At 65.3% G+C, this 18,106-nt stretch carries 15 protein-coding genes and 1 riboswitch; of the genes, 5 read left to right on the forward strand and 10 right to left on the reverse strand.

Features of this window, described 5'->3' with window-relative positions:
- Nucleotides 1-82: 82 nt before the first annotated feature.
- From AAF184_00060 to AAF184_00070, 3 genes are read left to right on the forward strand one after another with little or no spacing between them, the layout of a single operon-like run.
- The gene (locus AAF184_00060) at nucleotides 83-949 is read left to right on the forward strand and encodes a radical SAM protein (protein ID MEO0420699.1); all 867 of its coding nucleotides are present in this window, start codon (nucleotides 83-85) and stop codon (nucleotides 947-949) included.
- Between the two features lie 17 nt (nucleotides 950-966).
- Entirely contained in the window at nucleotides 967-1,692 is a 726-nt protein-coding gene (locus tag AAF184_00065) for a hypothetical protein (protein MEO0420700.1), read from the forward strand.
- Entirely contained in the window at nucleotides 1,682-2,890 is a 1,209-nt protein-coding gene (locus AAF184_00070) for a hypothetical protein (GenBank protein MEO0420701.1), read from the forward strand. Before AAF184_00065 ends, AAF184_00070 begins: the two co-directional genes overlap by 11 nt.
- A gap of 22 nt (nucleotides 2,891-2,912) precedes the next feature.
- Here the strand turns inward: AAF184_00070 and AAF184_00075 are convergent, their stop codons facing one another.
- The 4 genes from AAF184_00075 to AAF184_00090 form a co-directional block, all read right to left on the reverse strand.
- Nucleotides 2,913-3,326 (reverse strand): DUF6491 family protein, encoded by a 414-nt coding sequence (locus tag AAF184_00075; GenBank protein ID MEO0420702.1) that lies wholly within the window; start codon nucleotides 3,324-3,326, stop codon nucleotides 2,913-2,915.
- 321 nt (nucleotides 3,327-3,647) lie between these two features.
- Nucleotides 3,648-4,886 carry a methyl-accepting chemotaxis protein gene (locus AAF184_00080; GenBank protein MEO0420703.1) on the reverse strand — a complete coding sequence of 413 codons (1,239 nt, stop codon included), beginning with the start codon at nucleotides 4,884-4,886 and terminating at the stop codon, nucleotides 3,648-3,650.
- A gap of 167 nt (nucleotides 4,887-5,053) precedes the next feature.
- Nucleotides 5,054-6,457 carry a hypothetical protein gene (locus tag AAF184_00085; GenBank protein ID MEO0420704.1) on the reverse strand — a complete coding sequence of 468 codons (1,404 nt, stop codon included), beginning with the start codon at nucleotides 6,455-6,457 and terminating at the stop codon, nucleotides 5,054-5,056.
- Entirely contained in the window at nucleotides 6,454-7,092 is a 639-nt protein-coding gene (locus AAF184_00090; protein MEO0420705.1) for an ATP-binding cassette domain-containing protein, read from the reverse strand. The genes AAF184_00085 and AAF184_00090 overlap by 4 nt, the downstream gene beginning before the upstream one ends.
- A 157-nt stretch (nucleotides 7,093-7,249) precedes the next feature.
- Between AAF184_00090 and AAF184_00095 the strand changes: the two genes are divergently transcribed.
- Nucleotides 7,250-8,218 carry a DUF2167 domain-containing protein gene (locus AAF184_00095; GenBank protein MEO0420706.1) on the forward strand — a complete coding sequence of 323 codons (969 nt, stop codon included), beginning with the start codon at nucleotides 7,250-7,252 and terminating at the stop codon, nucleotides 8,216-8,218.
- A gap of 46 nt (nucleotides 8,219-8,264) precedes the next feature.
- On the opposite strand, the gene AAF184_00100 is transcribed toward AAF184_00095, so the two are convergent.
- Nucleotides 8,265-8,993: a hypothetical protein gene (locus AAF184_00100; protein ID MEO0420707.1), complete on the reverse strand. Its 729-nt coding sequence runs from the start codon at nucleotides 8,991-8,993 to the stop codon at nucleotides 8,265-8,267.
- 254 nt (nucleotides 8,994-9,247) lie between these two features.
- Nucleotides 9,248-9,332: riboswitch (cyclic di-GMP riboswitch) on the forward strand.
- A gap of 135 nt (nucleotides 9,333-9,467) precedes the next feature.
- Between AAF184_00100 and AAF184_00105 the strand changes: the two genes are divergently transcribed.
- Nucleotides 9,468-12,167, forward strand: a complete 2,700-nt coding sequence (locus AAF184_00105) for a carboxypeptidase-like regulatory domain-containing protein (GenBank protein MEO0420708.1) — start codon at nucleotides 9,468-9,470, stop codon at nucleotides 12,165-12,167.
- Between the two features lie 65 nt (nucleotides 12,168-12,232).
- Here AAF184_00105 and AAF184_00110 read toward each other — a convergent pair whose 3' ends face one another.
- Genes AAF184_00110 through AAF184_00130 form a run of 5 tightly spaced genes read right to left on the reverse strand, consistent with a single transcriptional unit; the run spans nucleotide 12,233 to nucleotide 18,086 of the window.
- The gene (locus AAF184_00110) at nucleotides 12,233-13,684 is read right to left on the reverse strand and encodes an NADH-quinone oxidoreductase subunit M (GenBank protein MEO0420709.1); all 1,452 of its coding nucleotides are present in this window, start codon (nucleotides 13,682-13,684) and stop codon (nucleotides 12,233-12,235) included.
- A 44-nt stretch (nucleotides 13,685-13,728) separates the two neighbouring features.
- Nucleotides 13,729-15,813 (reverse strand): NADH-quinone oxidoreductase subunit L, encoded by a 2,085-nt coding sequence (locus AAF184_00115; GenBank protein MEO0420710.1) that lies wholly within the window; start codon nucleotides 15,811-15,813, stop codon nucleotides 13,729-13,731.
- Between the two features lie 5 nt (nucleotides 15,814-15,818).
- Entirely contained in the window at nucleotides 15,819-17,282 is a 1,464-nt protein-coding gene (locus tag AAF184_00120) for a proton-conducting transporter membrane subunit (GenBank protein ID MEO0420711.1), read from the reverse strand.
- Nucleotides 17,279-17,653, reverse strand: coding sequence for a cation:proton antiporter subunit C (locus AAF184_00125; protein ID MEO0420712.1), 375 nt, complete (start codon nucleotides 17,651-17,653; stop codon nucleotides 17,279-17,281). Before AAF184_00125 ends, AAF184_00120 begins: the two co-directional genes overlap by 4 nt.
- Nucleotides 17,646-18,086, reverse strand: coding sequence for an MnhB domain-containing protein (locus tag AAF184_00130; GenBank protein MEO0420713.1), 441 nt, complete (start codon nucleotides 18,084-18,086; stop codon nucleotides 17,646-17,648). Before AAF184_00130 ends, AAF184_00125 begins: the two co-directional genes overlap by 8 nt.
- Nucleotides 18,087-18,106: the final 20 nt, after the last annotated feature.

Raw genomic sequence — 18,106 nt, forward strand, 5'->3', positions numbered from 1 at the left:
CTCGCCGAAGGGTTGGATATAGTCCAGAGAGATGGCAGCTCGGGGCCGATCAAAAATAATAAGTTAAATACAAGGATGGAAGATGTCCGCCACGGAAGCGCAAGCGGCAGCACCAATCGAGCATCAGGCTACCTCCTTAGTCTATTCACCCGAGGAGAATCCCTATCGCACGGTGATGGTGGACATAACGCACCGCTGCAATATGGAGTGCCGTAACTGCTATATCCCCAACCGGCACATCCCCGACATGGATGCCGATTGGCTGATCGACACGATCTCGCGCTTTCCGCAGCGCACGCACATCCGCCTCGTGGGCGCAGAGCCCACGGTCCGCAAGGACTTGCCGGACCTGGTCCGCCGCGTGCGCGAGGCGGGCCATCTGCCGATGATCCTCTCCAACGGCCTGAAGCTCGCCAACCGTGACTACGTGCGCAAGCTCAAGCAGGCGGGCCTGCGCACCGTCTACCTCTCCTTCAACGGCGGCTTCGATGACGACGCCTACGAGGCTATCGATGATCTTCGCTGCGCGAACCGCAAGGCAGCAGCCCTGGATAGCCTGTGTGCGGAGAACATGTACATCTCCCTCGGGGTGATCCTCGCGCGCGATGTGAACGAGCAGGTGATCGGCCCCGTCTTCCGCGCGGCCATGGACCGGCGCGCCGTACGCGAGCTGCACCTGCGCTCCATCGGCCCCATCGGACGTTACATGGAGACCCCCCCGCTGCAGATGGCGGAGATGGTCGATCGCCTGGTGGAGCACACGGGCCTCGAGCGTTCGGCGATCGGCGACTACGAGGGTAAGGGTCATATCGACTTTGCCGTCGGCGGGCTGCGCCTGCAGATCACCCAGTGGCCCGACCTCGAGAGTTCGACGCGCGGCCGCCTGGCGCCGGACGGCACCCTACAACCTGCCTTCGAGCATGTGCTCGCCAATGAAGGCGGCTACTAAATCCGAGCGCCTGGCCGGTGATCAGCGGCGTTAGCGTCGAGCGCGGCGAGGACACGAGCGCCCTGCTCGTCGTGTTCTCCGGCCTCGCCCAGCGCTGGGGCATGGGCGGTCACGAATTCGCGGGCACGGCCAGCCGTCTGCGCTACAGCCGTATCCTCTGCCGTGATGTCCACGATCGCGCTTACCTCGAGGGCTTCGACCGCGCCACCCCCTCGCTCGACGCCGCCCTCGACTGGCTGCAGGAGGAGATCGCCAGGCTGGCGCCGAAGCGCACCCTGTTCATCGGCAATTCCGTGGGCGCCTACGCCGCCCTGCTCTACGGCCACCTGCTCGGCGCCGATACGGTGCAGGCCTTCGCCCCGATCACCTGCCTGGATCGCCCCTACGTGGAGCGCCACCGTGAGCTCGATGACGCCGGTCGTGCCTGGTACGAGCAGCTCTGGGCCCTGCCCCCTCCGGCGCAGGACTCGTTCGATCTCGCCCAGGTGCTCGCCACCCACAACGGGCGCACGCAATACCACGTGCACCATTGCGATGGCTGCGCGAGCGATCAGCACGCCGCCCAACACCTGGCGCAGGCACCGGGCGTGCAGGTGCACAGCCACGCGTGCCACAACCATCTCGTCTCGCGTCATCTGGCCCGACGCGGACTGCTATTCAAACTGCTACGACCGGAGAATCAGGATGCGGTACGGACACTGCTCGGCGACGATGACACGCGAGGGGAGCGCCATGTGGGGTAGGTGCCTGGCACCGGCCGCTTCGTTCGTCCTGATGCTGCTGATCGCCCCCATCGGCGCTCTCAGCGCCCAGGAGTGCGACGCGCCCTTCGAGCAGGTCTCCGAGGACGGCTTCGGTGACAGCAATAACCGCTATGCGTGGAGCATGGCCGTGTTCGGCGATCACCTCTACGTGGGCACCCTCAATCGCCTGGCCGGCGCCCAGATCTGGCGCTACGACGGCAGCGTGTGGGAGCAGGTGGTCAGCGGCGGCCTCGGCAGCATTGAGAACGAAGGCGTGCGCAGCCTCGCCGTATGCCGAGGCGCGATCTACGCGGGCACGGACAACCTCACCGAGGGCGCGCAGCTGTGGCGCAGCGCCGATGGGGTCACGTGGAACGTCACCGCCGATGGCGGCATCGGTGACCCCACCGTGCGCAGCGTGCGCTCGCTCACCTGCGCCACCTTCGACGATGTCGAGTACCTCTACTTCGGCACGCAGGACACGGATGGCGGTGCCAAGCTCTTCCGCACGCGCGAGCAAGGCATCCAGCCCCTGGTGCTGAACGGCTTCGGTGATGCTCGCAACGATTCCATCCACGAGATGGAGCTCTTCCAGGGCGCCCTCTACGCCGGCACCCGCAACGCCGCCGATGGTCTGCAGATCTGGCGGACCTTCGATGGCGTGACCTTCAGCGGCGTGGTCGGCCCTACTGCGCAAACGCCGGGCGGCTTCGACTACGAGAGCACGGGCGCGGCGGTCGATCTGCACACCTTCCAGGATCAGCTCTACGTGGGCACGATCAACGCCTTCAACGGCTTCGGGGTCTGGCGCTCCGCCGACGGCGAGCAATGGGAGAAGATCGGTGCCGACGGCTTCGGCGTGCCCGGCAACGACTACTCTTGGCGCTACATCACCTTCGAAGACCAGCTGTGGCTGGGCACCCTGAACGCGTTTTCCTTCTTCGGCTTTCCCACCGGCGCTGGCGTGTGGCGCAGCGCCGATGGCGCGCAGTGGGAGGAACTCGTCGGCAGCCCGCGCGCCACGTATCTCGGCTGGGGCTTCGACGATAGCGCCAACATCGGCACGCGCTCGCTAGCGGAGTTTCAGGGCCAGCTCTATTTGGGCACGGCGCAGGACTCGCGCCCCTTCGCGCCGCGAACGGGCTTGGAAGTGTGGCGGTGGCGCAGCGGACAGGAGTGCGCGCCGGTCGCAGACTAGCGACGCGAGCGCGCGGTGACGGTCAGAGCGACGCCATCACCGCGTCGACGTCCTCTTCCTCGAGGGCGTACAGGGCGTCGGGAACGCAGGTCATCGTCGCCCCGAGCCCGCCTCGCGACATGGCTCCGCGGTTGACGATACCGATCGCATCGCGTTGCGGATCAAAGCGCGCGGAGCGTGGCCCCAGCACGATGATGCTGTCGCGGCGCAGGCCTACGCAGGTCTTCGCCAGCACCAGCAGGTGCGGGCGGCGGCGCACGTCCATGAGAATCATGCGCTGGTTGAGCGGCTTGAAGTTTCGCACGTGATCCCAGCGCACATGATCCACCGGCTGCGCCTGCGCCGGCACGTAGACGATTTCCCGGCGTGAGCTGGCATCGCTGCCCATCGAGGCACAGGCCGAGAGGGTGGCGGCGACGGCGAGGGTCGCCAGCATCGTGCAACAGCGTCTCAAACGGCTTGGGGTGAAGAGGTTCATGACATAGCCCGAGCAAGGGTAGGGGTCGATGCTAGGACGCCGCTCGGCCCCGGCGCCACTTGGAAGGTCGCAACTGAGAACTGGGCCTCATGACGCATTTTCCTCGTGCACTGCAACCATTCCTAAGCGCCTGATCCTCCGAGAAGACTCACCACTCCTGATGCATCGCAACGAAGCACTTGGCGAACTGATTCGTCAGGTGGCGCGCACAGCAATGGGAACGATTGCGCCTTGCGCTGCCGCATACGCGCAACGGCCTACTGAGCCCGCGCCTCCTGCTCAACCGACCGAGCGCGAAGGCTCGTCTTCGAACAGCTCGACGGCCGGGTGCGCCTCGGCGTGGGTCTCCAGGGGCACGGCGTCGACGCCGCGCTGGCCTCGAGCCTCGCTGACGTGGCCACTGCTCGCCGCGATTTCCTGCACCACCTGCGAGACGCGCTTTATCGACGGCACGATCGCACCCAGCAACTGGCCCGCCTGTTCGGCCGTCGCCACGCTGTCGCGGGCGAGTTCACCGATGCCCTTGGAGGCGTCCTGACTGCGCTCGGCGAGCTTGCGCACTTCGCCGGCGACCACCGCGAAGCCCTTACCGTTGGTACCGGCTCGCGCCGCCTCGATCGCTGCATTCAACGCCAGCAGGTCCGTCTGCGAGGCGATCTCATCGACCACCGAAATCTTGGCAGCGATCTGCTGCATGGCCTGCACGGTGCTGGCCACCGCCTCGCTGCCAACCTGCGCCTCCGCGCTGGCGCCCTCTAGCGCCACGGCCGCCTCGCTGACCTCAGCCAGGAGTTCACCGAGCTTCTTGCAGCTCTCGTTGGCATCGGCGCGCACGTCTGCGTAGGCACCGCCCACCTGCAATTCGATTCGTTTACTGAGATCACCGGTCGACAGCCCGGCGAACACGTTGGCCACCTCACCCAGGAAGGCAGCGTTGTCGTCAAGAAAACGGTTGATGTCCGTGCACAAGGCGGCGATGTGACCGGTTTTGCCGTCCAGGGTGATGCGCTGGCGAAGGTCGCCGTGACGGGCAGCGTCGGTCACCCGCTGCGCCTCCTCCACGGCCGCTTCCAACATGCGCTGCGACATGACCTGCGCGGTCACGTCCGTAGCGAACTTGATAATCTTGTAAGGACGCCCGCTAGCATCCAGCACCGGGTTGTAGCTCGCCTGAATCCAGATCTCGCGTCCGTCCTTGGTGTAGCGCGCATAGCGCCCCGTGCTCAGCTCGCCCGTGGCGAGCTGCGGCCAGAAGTCGCGGTACTCCTGCGAGGCGGCGTAAGCGTCATCGACGAACATGCGATGGTGGCGTCCCTGAATCTCCTCCCGCGTGTAGCCTACGGCCGCCAGGAAGTTGTCATTGGCAGTCAGAATGGTGCCGTCGAGTTCGAACTCGATCACGGCCTGAACGCGATCCAGTGCCGCTAGGCGAGCGCTCTTGTCATCCCCTGCCCCGCCCCACAGGCGCCGGAGGAAGGCCGCCGCCCCACCCTTTTTCGGGGCAATCCCGTTGCTCATGCTGGTCACCGCTACAGTCACAGACCTCGAAAGGTACCGAAGCAAGCTGCTGACCAGGTGATAACGGAAGCACAGTCCGTCAGGCGCGGAGCCGTTGTGTGACGTGAGTCTACCGGGCCTGCGGCGCCACGCTCGACCTACGCGGCGCAATCGATCATGCAATGGCGTCAAGCGGACGCGAAATAGGCGTACCAGGCGATCAGCAACAGTAGGCGGGCAGCGACCGCGCCGCGCGTGAGCACAGCACCGAGCAGCGAAAAGACTGCCACCCCAATCGCGATACCTGCCATGTGTGGTAACAGGCGCGCAGAACCGGTCGCCACGGCCGACAGCAAGGCGGGAAGTTGCAGCACGCCTCCGAGCAGCAAGGCAGCGAGGAGAAAGCTGATCCGACCGCCTTGCGCTGCCACCAGCGTGGTATCCAGGAACGGCGGCAGATCGCCCCCCTCCCAGCGCGCAGCGGCCGCCGAGATGGGAAAGATCGTGAGCAGCAGCAGCGTGGGGCCGACGACTTCGCGGTACGGCAAGACCCACCCGCCGAGCGCCACCGCGATCAACGCCGCTGCGTACCACGTCGGACGCAGCAACAGCCGCCAATGACTGGACAGCAGATGCACGGGGATCAGGGTGGCCGCACAGGCCGGCGCGTAGGCGATCTGCTGCGTTGAGATAGGGCCGGGACTGGCAGGTGCGTCCGTGCCCGCGCGAACACGTTGGGGGGCCGCCAACAGGCCCGCCACCAGCGCGACCGACGCCGCCAACCCCAACCACGCCACCCGGGAGGCGATGAAGGCAACCGACAGGGTGCCCGCCAGCGCATCGAATGCGATCACCTCAGCCGTGGGCGGGCCTCCGCCGATCGTGAGATCGATGACCGGCACATCCACCGCCTTCACCACCGGGTAGATCATGCCGAAGGGGTCGAGCAGGGGGGACGGCGTGGCGATGGCACCGGACGTCGCGACCAGGACGACGGGCAGCGCAAGGCTGAACATCCAGTAGAAGAAGAACGCGACGTCCCCACCCCAACCGCGGGTGAAGGGCAAGGCGGCGAGCAAGGTTCGCACGGCGGCGGTCAGGGCCATGGCGGGGCCCGCGGTGAGCCACAAGCAGGCGGCCATCGAGGCGAAGTCCGGCACCAACGACAGCACCTGGGCGCCCGCGCGCAGGAACATCAGGATCGCGCCGGCCAGGGTCAGGCCGACCAGCAGCAACCACAGGGCAGCGCTGTCCGCCGCCCATTGCCCGAGGGTCATGGCCACGCGCGAGTGCGCGAGCGTATCGGTCACCTGCCAAGGACGCCGGCGCGTAGGCCCGGCCCGCAGGAAGATGTACGCCATAGGTGTGAGCACCGTCGCCGTGATCATGCCGAGCTCGAAGCCGAGCACCGCCGGCGTCAGCACTGGTGCGGCACCATTCACCAGCAGCACCGAATAGGCCGACTCGGTCACGGGCACCATGAAGTGAGCCGCGATCGGTGTGGCTAACGCTACATAAAGCAGGGCGGCGCTGCGCCGATAGCGCAGAAAGTCCATTCGCAGCGCGCTACTCAGTACGCCGATCGCGCTCATGAGATGGGCCGTAGCGTGCGCTCCGCCACGAGGTAGGCCGCCAGGGGGACACCGTCGAAGTGGGCGCGCAGGTGCGTGGTGAGGAGCACGACCGCCTGCTCGGCCCGCTCCGAGACCAGGCTCGCCACCTGCCCTGCCGTCTCAGCGTCCAGCTCCGCCGTCGGTTCATCGAGCACCAGCAGCGCCGGCGAGCCGAGAAAGGCCTGCGCGAGCAGCAGGCGTCTGCGCATGCCGCCGGAGTACGCCACGATGCGCTTATCCGCATCCGCTCCCAACCCGAGCTGCTGGAGCAGCCCGGTACACTGGGCACTCGCCCGCGAGAGCCCCTTCAGAGCTGCCAGGTGGGTGAGGAACTCGAGCGCGGTGAGGTCCAGGGGCAGATCCACGCTCTGCGGCGCGTAGCCGAGGACCCGCCGCAGGGCCTTGCGGCCCCGAGGCAGGGGCGAGCCGTTCCAACGCAGGACGCCCCCTGCCGCCTTCTCCGCCGTCGCACACACGCGCAGCAAGGTGGATTTGCCGACCCCGCTGGGGCCGCTCAGCAGGTGCACGCCCGCATCGAAGGTCTGGTGGATGCCTTCGAATACGATCTGCTTCCCGTAGCGTTGGGAGATTCCGTCGAGTTCAAGCTTGGGCAAGGTACCGGTCTTCCTTATGGTGACCCGCCAAGGGTAGCGCACCACGTGAGTGTCAGAGCGTCCCCGATCCCCTGGCGGTGGCAGCTAGGGGCGCTTGCTGGCATAGTCCGCCGAGCCTCGACCTACGAATTCGAACAACAACCTTCGGAGACTTCTGATGCCCCACCCCTCGCGCCACGGCCCCGCAAGCCTCGCCCTCTGTGCGCTCCTCGCCGCAGCGCCCGTGACCGTCCTGGCCCAGTCCGCGCAAGAGTTGGCCGAGCGCGAAGCACTGGCAGCGGAGGGGCTGTCGGCGGAACAGATCGACGCCTACCTCGCCACTAAGGCACAGATACTCGAATCCCTGGACCGGCGCACGGGCACCATCAACCTGCGTAAGGCCAACGCCACCCTGGTGGTGCCGGACAACTTCTACTACCTGGATGCCGACGACGCCCAAACCGTGCTGGTGGACATCTGGGGCAACCCGCCGGGGGAGAAGGGCCTCGGCATGTTGTTCCCGGCCGAGTACTCGCCCTTCGACGGTGACTCCTGGGGCGTCACCATCGACTGGCAGGAGGACGGCTACGTCTCCGACGAGGACGCCAACGAGATCGACTACGACGAACTCCTGGGCGATCTCCAACAGCAGACGCGCGAAGCCAACCGATACCGCCAGGAAGAGGGGTACCCCACGGTCAACCTCCTGGGCTGGGCGGAGCGCCCCTACTACGACGGCGGCGCCCACAAGCTCTACTGGGCGAAGGAACTGAGCTTCGAGGGCATGGACCAGAACACCCTCAACTACGACATCCGCGTGCTCGGTCGTCGCGGCGTGCTGGTGCTGAGCTTCATCGCCGGCATGGAGCAGAAGGCCGATATCGATGCGAGCCGTGAGACGGTTCTCGCCATGGCCGAGTTCAACGAGGGCGACCGCTACACCGATTACGTGGAGGGTGACAAGCTCGCCGGCTACGGTATCGGCGCACTGGTGGCAGGCGCTGCCGGTTTCGCCCTGGCGAAAAAGGGCATCCTGGCGGCGGTACTGATCTTCCTGAAGAAGTTCGGCGCACTGATCGCGGTAGGGGCGATCGCCGCCGCGCGCGGCTTGTTCGGCGGTAAGAAGAAAGCCGAACAGGACGCTTAAGCTATCGCGGGGGAGTCACGGTGATCCGATGACTCCCCCACGCGCCTCACGAGGAGGGCGGCGGCCGCTCTCCTGCAAAGCGCACGACATCCGCCTCCGAAAGCACGCCGCGAACGCCACCGATCTGCGCCTGCTCGCTCACGAACACGCGGGCGGGTGCTTCGAAGATCAACTCGCCCTTCACCTGGCTACCGGGCCCCACGATGATCGTCGGCTGCTCTTCATCCGTCATCCCGCTGTCGGGCTTAGCGACGCGCAGATCCCCGCCGATAACACTTTGCTCGGCCAACTCCACATCGGCGACCACCGTGCTCACGTCCCCCTCTACCTGCGCTGCGCGCAGGAAGACGCCACCGGCCACGATGTCGACGTCGCCGCCCACCTTGGCGCCAGGCGAGAGTCCGATCTCCCCGTTCACCAACTTGATCGACTTCGCGAGCTGAGCCTCTTCCGCGAGATCGATATCGCCGTTCACGCTCTTGATGCTTCGCGCAGTCGCCTTGGCGCCCAGACTGACAGATCCATTCACGGTGTTCGCACCACGCACGCTGGCGCCGTTATCGATTCTGATGTCGCCGTTGACCGTGGACGCGTCTCCGTTCACCTCCGCGTCTTCGCCAACATCGATCGACCCGTTAACTACCGCGGCACCGCGCGAGGACTCGTTGGCACCGATGGTGACCGACTCGTTGATGCCGACATCACAGCCTGAGACGAGTAGCGTCGCGCTCGCCACCAGCAGCGGCAAGCGCAACCGCGTTAGCCATGCGCTCATATCCAAACCCTCCTTGGGATCGACTCTGGGGCCTTGGCGCCCGATGGGGACGATGATATCAGCCTCCCCCGCCGCTCGCGGGCACCGCGCAATCCCCGCCTCACCATGATTAGGTCAAGCGCTCTGTGCGCTGGTGCACCGTTTCGGGTCTCTCCCATCTCACGAACGCCCCATCCGTTGAAGGCGATCACACCCGCATCGAGCGTCTGAGGCAATACTTCGAGGCGATCCGATGTGAGCGTATCGCCACAGCGCATCGAGAACGGCACACCTGTCGCGAGGCAGGGTCGCAAAGCCACCGGTCCACACGCCAAGCGTGGGGACAGCGGAGCTGCCGAAAGCGCCGAGCCTAATCCAAAGGCCCGAGCTCTCCGGGTTATCCGGTTCTCCCGCACTGTCGCACGCACCCGAGCGAGACGTTCGCATCGCACGGATCCAAGCGAACGACAAAACCTCATAGGGGAGAACTCAAGCATGACGCGACAACGTTTACTCGCACTGCTCACCTGCGCGCTGCTCGCGCTCGGGTTGAGCGCCTGCGGCGGTGGCTCGAGCGGCGGTGGCTCGAGCGGCGGTGGCGGTACCGGCGGTGGTGACACCGGCGGCGACACCGGCGGCGGCGGCGGTGATACAGGCGGCGGCGGTGATACAGGCGGCGGTGGTGACACCGGCGGCGGCGACACGGGCGGTGATAGCGGCGGCGACACCGGCGGCGGTGACGATATGAGCGACGATGGCGTCGCGCAGACCATCACCGTGAGCGGCGTGGTCACCGATGCGCCGATCGCCAACGCCATCGTGACACTCACGGTAGACGGCCAGCAATTCGAGGCACCGGTCCCGACGGACGCCAACGGCGCCTACACGGTGGAAATCTCGAGCACCGATCCGGACGCCCTCGTTTTGTGTGAGGCCGTCGACCCTAACGGTGCTGCGCGCTTCACCGCCCTACTCGATGACTTCGAAGGCTTCCAGGAAGCGGCGAACGAGGAAGGCGTGGTCGAGGCCGTCGACATCACCAACGTGACCACAGCCCAGTACGTGCTCGCGACCCAGCTCACCGACGACGGCACGATCGATGACCTCGACGAGCTCGAAACCGCCGCCGAGATGGTGGACGCGGACGAACTCCTCGAACTCTCCGCCGCCATCAAGGTGGTGGTCGAGGCCATCGAAGGCGTGACCCTTCCCGAGGGCATCACCGACACCCAGGAACTCGCGGAAGCGATCGCCGAGGGCACCACGACCTTCGTGGAAGACCTCGAGGTGACGAACCCCGGCACCCTCGACGAAGCCGTCGACCTGGTGCTGACGGACGGCAACGCGACCATCGAGTGGGATGAGGACACCGTTCCCGGCGTGTACATGCCGAGCGACGGCAACTCCGTCTTCGTGTTCTTCGCCGGCGGCCAGGGCCTGCGCCAGGAGTTCGGCGACTTTCACGACGACGGCGAATTCGATGGCGATGACTTCGATCGCGACCCCAGCGATGCCCCGGACGTCTGCTTCCCGCCCCCCGATGGCGCCACCCCGCCTGAGGGCGACGACGACGCCTTTGCCGATGGTAACGGCGATGCGCTCGACGACGGCACCGGCGACGCCTTCGATGATGGCTCCGACGTCGGCGACGACGGCGTTGCCAGCGACGAAGACGGGGACGGCACCGGCGATGCCTTCGACGACGGCACCGACGTGGGTGATGACGGCGTCGCCAACGATGACGGTGGCGTGGCCCCCGGCGAGGTCCCGACGGACGAAGGCGACGCTTTCACCCCGCCCGGCGGTGAGGAGTTCTGCGACTTCGACCAGGACTTCGGCGATGACTACGACTACTACGACGACTACTACAGCGACGCCGAGGACTTCACCTGGTCCGTCAACGAGGCCGGTCAGCTGCGCATCGAGTTCACGGCTGCCGACGGCACCGTCGAGTTCCAGCTGGTTACGCTGATCGCCGTGTCCGGTGATGTAGTCAAGGTGTCCGTCGAGGACAGCAGCGACCAGCGAGAGGAGACCGACGGCGAGGCCGAGGAACGCGGTCCTCAGACCGACTCCGCCGTCTTCATGCGCTTTGCCGAGATGGGCTTCGACACCGCCACGGTGCCGGGCACCTACACCATCTTCGAGGTGGAGTTCGAAGATGAGGAAGCCGACGAAGAGGACGGCTTCGAAGAAGATCACGAGGAAGCCCTCGTGTTCCTCGGCGACGGCAACGGCTACGAGCTGGACCTCGAGACGGGCTTCCAGGACGGCGGCTTCACGTGGCGCGTGGACGGTAACGGCGTGCTGAGCCTGGCCGAGGCCGACGGTGAGACGGCGTCCGTCTACGTGCTCGATCGCACCAGCACGGGCCTGCTAACGGTCCTCGTGGTCGCCACCGAGATCGAGGATGACGGCACCAGCTACCGCGAGCTCTTCGTGGAGACCCTGCAGTACTCGGAAGAGATCGCCGAAGGTCCGCAGCCCGACGCCGCCAACACGGCAGCGCTCGCGGGCAAGACCTACGCGCAGATCGACGCCGAGGAGATTGGCCTCTTTACCTTCGGTGCCGACGGCACCTTTACCGAGATCTTCGAGCGTCGTGAATTCGACGGCTACGAGTTCGGTGAGGACGAGGGCGAGTGGACCGTCGACGACCAGGGCGTCATCCGCGTCGATTTCGATGACGATGACGACGACGTCGGTGGCGTGCAGGTGGAAGCTGGCCTCGGTGAGGATCAGATGACCCTGCTGGTCGATCCCGACGATCAGTTCTCCATCACCGTCGATCGCGTGACGAGCTTCGACGAGGAGAGCCTCCTCGGCCTGTGGATGGAGCAGACCCTCGCCGGTGAAGAAACCGCGATGGTCATGTTCGAGGGCGGTGGCTTCGGCGTCTACGACCTCCAGGGTGAGAACCCGACGGAGTTCGAGTGGGCCGTCGACGATGAAGGCATTCTGCACGTGTTCCCCGTCGCCGGACCTGAGGATCCGGAGGGCGTGTTCACGGTGACCTTCTACAACCTGGCCACCAGCACCGAGAACATCCTACGCGTGGTGCAGGTGTTCCGCCTGGACGGTGAGCTCGACCCGCAGGTCGGCGGCGGGCCGGACCAGGAGGACGAGGCCTTCACCGATGAGGATGCGCAGGCACCGAACGTGCTGGTGGGCGTAACCCTCTCTCGCATGCCGTAAGCACTGGCAACAGCACTACCGTACTGGGGGCGACCGCGAGAGCGGCGCCCCCTTTCTTTTCGACGCTAGGGAATAGCGGCCTGCACCGCCGCCACGCGGTCGACGACGTAGGTCACGCTGGCATCCATCGCCTCCAGCAAGGGTCCCGGGTAGAGGCCGATACCGAGCACGGCCACCACCAAGGGCGCCAACGTCAGCACCTCGCGAAGATCCAGGTCCGTCAGCTGACGAGCCGCCTCCGTACGCGCCTGCCCAAGTGCCACCCGCTGCAGCATCCAGAGCATGTAGGCGGCGCCCAGCACGATGCCGCCCATGGCCAGCACGACGAAGACGAAGTTCTCGTAGGACACGCCGACCAGGATCAGGAACTCGCCGATGAAGTTCGACGTGGCGGGCAACCCGAAGGACGCCACGGCAAAGAGGCTCAGTATCGCGACGAACCTGGGCATACGCTTGTACAAGCCACCGTAGTCGGCGATCTCACGGCTGTGCGTGCGGTTGTATAGCTGGCCGACGATCAGGAACATCGCGCCGGTGGTCAGGCCGTGGGTCATCATCTGCAGGATTGCACCTTCGATGCCTTCGTTGCTGAAGGAGAAGATGCCCAAGGTCACAAAGCCCATGTGCGAGACCGACGAGTAGGCGACCAGGCGCTTCAGGTCCGTCTGCGCCAGGGCCATGTACCCGCCGTAGAGAATTCCGGCCACCGACAACCACAGCATGTACGGCGCGAACTGCAGCGCCACCTCGGGGAAGATCGGCAGGCAGAAGCGGATCAGGCCATAGCCACCCATCTTGAGCAGCACGCCGGCCAGCAACACACTGCCGGCCGTTGGCGCTTCCGAATGCGCATCCGGCAGCCACGTGTGGAAGGGCAGCATCGGCAGCTTGATGGCGAAGCCCAGGAACAGGGCCAGGAATATCCAGAACTGGGAGTTGGCCGAGTAGTCATGCTCGGCGAGCATCAGGATGTCGAAGGTGCCCGCCTGCAGGGATAGGCTGAGGATGCCCACCAGTAGCAGCAAGCTGCCGAGCAGACTGTAGATCACGTACTTCATGCCGGCCGCGATACGTTCCGGTCCGCCCCACAGCACGATCATGAAGTACATGGGAATCATCGTGACTTCCCACAGCATGAAAAACAGGAAGGCATCCAGCGCCGTGAAGACCACCAACATGGCGCCTTCCACCAGCAGGATGAGCATCATGAACGGCTTCAGCCGGCTGGTGATCGAATCCCAGGAACCGAGCACGCAGAGCGGCGGCAGAATGCTGGTGAGCAGCACCAGCAACAGGCTGATGCCGTCGACGCCGACGGCGTACTGAATGCCGAAGGTGGGCATCCACTCGACCCGTTCGACGAACTGCATGCCCTGGTCCGTGAGATCGAAGCCGATCCACAGCACCACGGCCAGCGCCAGGTTCACCAGGGTGATCGCGAGCGTCGTCGACAGTACCGCGACCCGGCCGCGAACGAATGCCAAGACCGCCATGCCGAGAAACGGCACCGCGATCATTACGCTCAACAGGTGGTTTGAAAACAATTCGTTCACGTCGGTCGCTACCCCGCGATCCAGTAGAAGAAGGTCAACGCAGCAATCAGAGAAAGCACGACGACCAGCAGATTGTGCTGCAGGGTGCGTGGCTCGATGCGCCGTGCCGCCTGGCCCGATGCATCCACCCCCTTACCTAGTCCATCGACCGTTTTCGAGATACCGGCCGTATCGACGTTGCGCCCGAGCCATCGGGCAAGACTGACGCTGCCGGAACCGACGCGGGTTACCTGTCGGTCGACCGCGATGTCGATAGCGCCCAAGCGGCGAGCGAGACCGACGCTGCCGGAACCCACGTTGGTCACCTGTCGGTCGACCGCCATGTCGATAGCGCCCAAGCGGCGGGCGACACCAAGGCTGATGGCGCCCATCGAGAGCACCAGTCGATCGATGATGCCTCGATCGATCTTCGCCCACATCCAGCGAGCGGCACCGAGGGTCGGGCGCACGATGATCACCTCGTAGATCTCATCGAAGTAGCCCTTGTTGAGGAAGAACACGTAGAGGCGCTTCTTCCACTCGGCACCACCGGCCACCCCAGCCTTATCGCGCCGTGTGTAGGCGACGCCCCAGCCGAGCAGCGCAACACCGATCGGCACCAGCACCCATAGGGTCAACCCCGAACTTGGCGATGCTGGCGCACCGCCTACCGCGGGTGATAGGAACTCGGCGAACCAACGCCAGATCACCAGTAGCAAGGCGATCGCCACGCCGGCCACCACCGCGATGCCGCCAAGCAGTCGCGTGGAGAAGGGAGTAGGCGTGACCCGCGAGCCCGCGCGGACGCCTGAGACGCCGTGACCGAATACCGTGGTGAAACCCTTGAACAGGTACATGGCCGTGAAGAACACGGTGCAGCTACCTACCACCCACAGCGCGACAGCGGCCGTGGTAAAGCCCTGGGAGAGCCACAGGTCACGATAGGCACCGGAGAACACCACCAACGGGGGCAGCACGGAGAGCACCAGGGCCCACAGGAACAGCCCCTGAGAAGGCGCGTGGGACTTCTCTTCCTCGAGTTCGAAGCGACGATGGGTCGAGGCCAGGACGTTGCCGGTGGACAGGAACAGGAACGCTTTGAAGAAGCCGTGCGCCAAGAGGTGGAAAATCGCGGCCACGAACGCGCCGACCCCGCACAGGAAGGTCATGAAACCGAGTTGGCTGATGGTGGAGTACGCGAGCGTTCGCTTGACGTCCGTCTGGGTCAACGACACGACCGACGCAAACAACGCGGTCACCGCGCCGACGGTGGCGATCACCGCCATGCCGCTCTGCGAGAGCACGATCACCGGACTCAGGCGCGCCAGCAGGAAGGGCCCGGCGTTCACCATGGTCGCCGCGTGGATCAGCGCCGACACGGGTGTTGGCGCTTCCATCGCCAGCGGCAGCCACGCATGGGTCGGCACCTGGGCGGACTTGCCCATAGCCCCCATGAACAGGCAAAGGGTGATCAGCGTGACAGAGAGTGTCGGAATCTCCGTACCCGATCGCGCGAGACTCAGAATCTCCTGGATGTTCAGGGTGCCGAAGGTCACGAAGGTGAGAATGATGCCGATGAACAGCCCCACGTCCGCCACGGCATTGACCAGGAACACCTTGGTCGCCGCCTTCGCCGCAGCCTCACGCTCGCCGTAGTGCGAGACGAGCAGGTAGGAACAAAGGCCCATGACCTCCCAGAACATGAACGTGAGCAGGAGGTTGCTGCTCATCACCAGCACTGTCATGGCACCGGTGAACAACGCCGTTAGGGCGAAGAAACGACTGTGGCGGGCATCGCTGATCATGTATCGCGACGCGTAGATCTGGACGATGGAACTGACGCCGGTGACCAGCAGCAACAACAACACGGTGAGCTGATCGACGAAAAAGCCCACGTCGACCTTCAGGCTCCCCACATCGAGCAGCTGGTAAAGCGTGATCTCCATCGCCCCGTTCGCGCGAACGTCGAGGAATAGAGAGACGGACAGCGCGAACGATACGGCGATGGCAGGAATCACCAACCGGTGACCCACCCCTTCGAGCTGACGCCCGAACAGGGCGAGCACCAGCGCCGCGAGCAGGGGCAAGAACGGTATCAAGACGTAGATCGACATGGCCGTCAGACGCCTCCACCGGTGACGAAGTCAACCAGTATCTTGAAGATGGGATCGCTGAACACCCCGAGCGCGATCATGGCGACCGACGCCACGCCAAGGCTGGGCCATAGGAGCCCCGAGGCGGCTTGCGGTTGGACACCGGCGGGCGTCGAGCGGTGGAACCACGCAGCGAAGACCCTCACGAAGTAGCCCAGGGTCAGCAGCGTCGATGCCACCACGGCGAAGGCCGCCAGGTAGTGGTCCGCCTCGAGGGCGCCCAACACGATGTTCCACTTGCCGAAGAAACCACCCATGGGGGGCAGGCCGACCATTCCTACCGCGACGATGATCAGAGACGCCGTCAACCAGGGCGACGGTCTGCCCGATTCGCGCAGGTCGTCCAGCGTGCGCACGCCGTGGCTACGCGCCAGCACCCCGGCGATCATGAAAAGGGCTCCCTGCATGACCGCGTCGTTGACCAGGTAGAAGATCCCACCCGCGAAGCCCGTCGCGTTGCCGAGACTAACACCCAAGAGGATCAACCCCACGTGGCCGATGCCGCCGTAGGCGAACATGCGCTTGAGATCGGTCTGAATGAGCGCGAGCGCGCCGCCGACGATCGCGGCGATGATGCCGATCTCCTCCAGCAGCACCAGCACCGGGACCGCGCTCACCTCCACGCCGGGCAGGATCAGGGAGTACTCGATTCGCACCCACGCCACCAGCGCTACCTTGGTCACCGTGGAGGCCAACAGCGGACTCACGGTTTCCGGTGCGTTCTGGTAGGCATCGGGCAGCCAGCCGTGCAGCGGAATCAGGGCCATCTTGATCGACAGCCCGAGGAAGATGTAGATCAGGCCACCGGCCACAGCCGTCGAGTTGATCAGCTCGGGAAGCTGGGTGGCAAGGTCCGCCATGTTCAGGGTGCCCGTCGCCACGTAGAGGTGGCCGACGCCCAGCAGGTAAAGGGTCGCCCCGAGTGAGCCCAGGAGCAGGTAGCGAAATGCGTAGACAGCGCCCTTGCCGCCGCCCGCGCCGACCAGCGCGTAGGCCGCGATGGCCGAGACCTCCAGGAACACGAACAGGTTGAACAGGTCCGCCGCGAATACGATCCCGACCAGCCCCGTGATCAGCAACAGCACGAGCGTGTAGTGGGTCATGCTCCGGTCGAAGCGGGAGGAGAAGGCCATGCGCCCGTAGAGGAGCGTCAGGAAGGCCACCGCGCTGACGGTCAGCACCACCAAGGCGGCGAGCGAATCGTTCAACCAGGCGATGCCGATCGGTGCCCCCCAGCCGCCGAGCGCGTACTCGATCGGCCCCTCGCTCAACACCACCCGTAGGTTGATCACGGCCAGCACCACCATGAGCGCGGCCGCACCGATCGCGATTGGCTGACACCAGCCGCGCCGATTCGTGGTCACGAGCGGCATCGCCACGCCCGCGAAGAACGGCACGAGGAACAGCAGTATGGGCAGATGCTCGCTCACTCGGCCTCCTGCAGCAGCTCGTTCTCATCGAGCGTGCGGTACTTGCGGTAGGCGAGGGAGACCAACGCCAGGGACACACCGAGGGTGGCCACCTGCACCACGATGGCCGTCACCGTGAGCACGTGGGGCAGCGGGTTGGCGTACTCGATGGCATTCACCACCGAATCGGGCCTTACGATCGGCACCGTGGCGCCCTGCTTTGCACTGAAGGCCACCAGGAAGAAAATCACGCTGGTCTGCAGGATGTACAGCCCGATCAGCTTCTTCACCAGGTTCGGGTGCACGACCATGATGTAGAGGCCCCAGAGGAACAGAATCACGAAGACAATGAAGTTCGGCCGCTGCAACCAGGCCTGAAGGAGCTCAAACATGGGAAACCTCATCCGCGCCGTCGCCCTCATCTTCATCATCTGAGGCCAAGCTGATGGAAATCGACACGCCGGTCACGGCGACATCCACGGCCACACCAATCTGCGTCAACAAGATCCCGAGGTACCTGCGGGAAGGTTCGTCCAGACCCGGCACCTCGAGGTTTGCGTAGTTCAGGAACTGACCGCCGCCGATCAGGCACAAGCCGCCCACGCCTGCAAAGATGAGTAGGCCGATGCCGTCGCCATGCAGCACAGCCCGCGCCAGGCGACTGTCATCGGCGTCCACGCCGAAGATCAGAATGGCGAGAATCATGCTTGCCGCCAGCACCACCCCGCCGACGAAGCCACCGCCGGGCCCGTACTGCCCGAACACCAGCACATAGAAGCCGAACAATTGCGCCACGGGGATCACGATCCGGCCCAGGGTGCGCACGATGACGCTGTCGTGGGGAT

It is taken from the genome of Pseudomonadota bacterium, assembly GCA_039815145.1.
Lineage (GTDB): Bacteria > Pseudomonadota > Gammaproteobacteria > Steroidobacterales > JBCBZW01 > JBCBZW01.

Bases quoted from the DNA above. Each gene is read 5' to 3' on its own strand.
- AAF184_00060 (MEO0420699.1), top strand. From the start codon at position 83: ATGTCCGCCACGGAAGCGCAAGCGGCAGCACCAATCGAGCATCAGGCT.
- AAF184_00070 (MEO0420701.1), top strand. From the start codon at position 1,682: ATGTGGGGTAGGTGCCTGGCACCGGCCGCTTCGTTCGTCCTGATGCTG.
- AAF184_00075 (MEO0420702.1), bottom strand. From the start codon at position 3,326: ATGCTGGCGACCCTCGCCGTCGCCGCCACCCTCTCGGCCTGTGCCTCG.
- AAF184_00080 (MEO0420703.1), bottom strand. From the start codon at position 4,886: ATGAGCAACGGGATTGCCCCGAAAAAGGGTGGGGCGGCGGCCTTCCTC.
- AAF184_00085 (MEO0420704.1), bottom strand. From the start codon at position 6,457: ATGAGCGCGATCGGCGTACTGAGTAGCGCGCTGCGAATGGACTTTCTG.
- AAF184_00095 (MEO0420706.1), top strand. From the start codon at position 7,250: ATGCCCCACCCCTCGCGCCACGGCCCCGCAAGCCTCGCCCTCTGTGCG.
- AAF184_00100 (MEO0420707.1), bottom strand. From the start codon at position 8,993: ATGAGCGCATGGCTAACGCGGTTGCGCTTGCCGCTGCTGGTGGCGAGC.
- AAF184_00105 (MEO0420708.1), top strand. From the start codon at position 9,468: ATGACGCGACAACGTTTACTCGCACTGCTCACCTGCGCGCTGCTCGCG.
- AAF184_00110 (MEO0420709.1), bottom strand. From the start codon at position 13,684: ATGATCGCGGTGCCGTTTCTCGGCATGGCGGTCTTGGCATTCGTTCGC.
- AAF184_00115 (MEO0420710.1), bottom strand. From the start codon at position 15,813: ATGTCGATCTACGTCTTGATACCGTTCTTGCCCCTGCTCGCGGCGCTG.
- AAF184_00125 (MEO0420712.1), bottom strand. From the start codon at position 17,653: ATGTTTGAGCTCCTTCAGGCCTGGTTGCAGCGGCCGAACTTCATTGTC.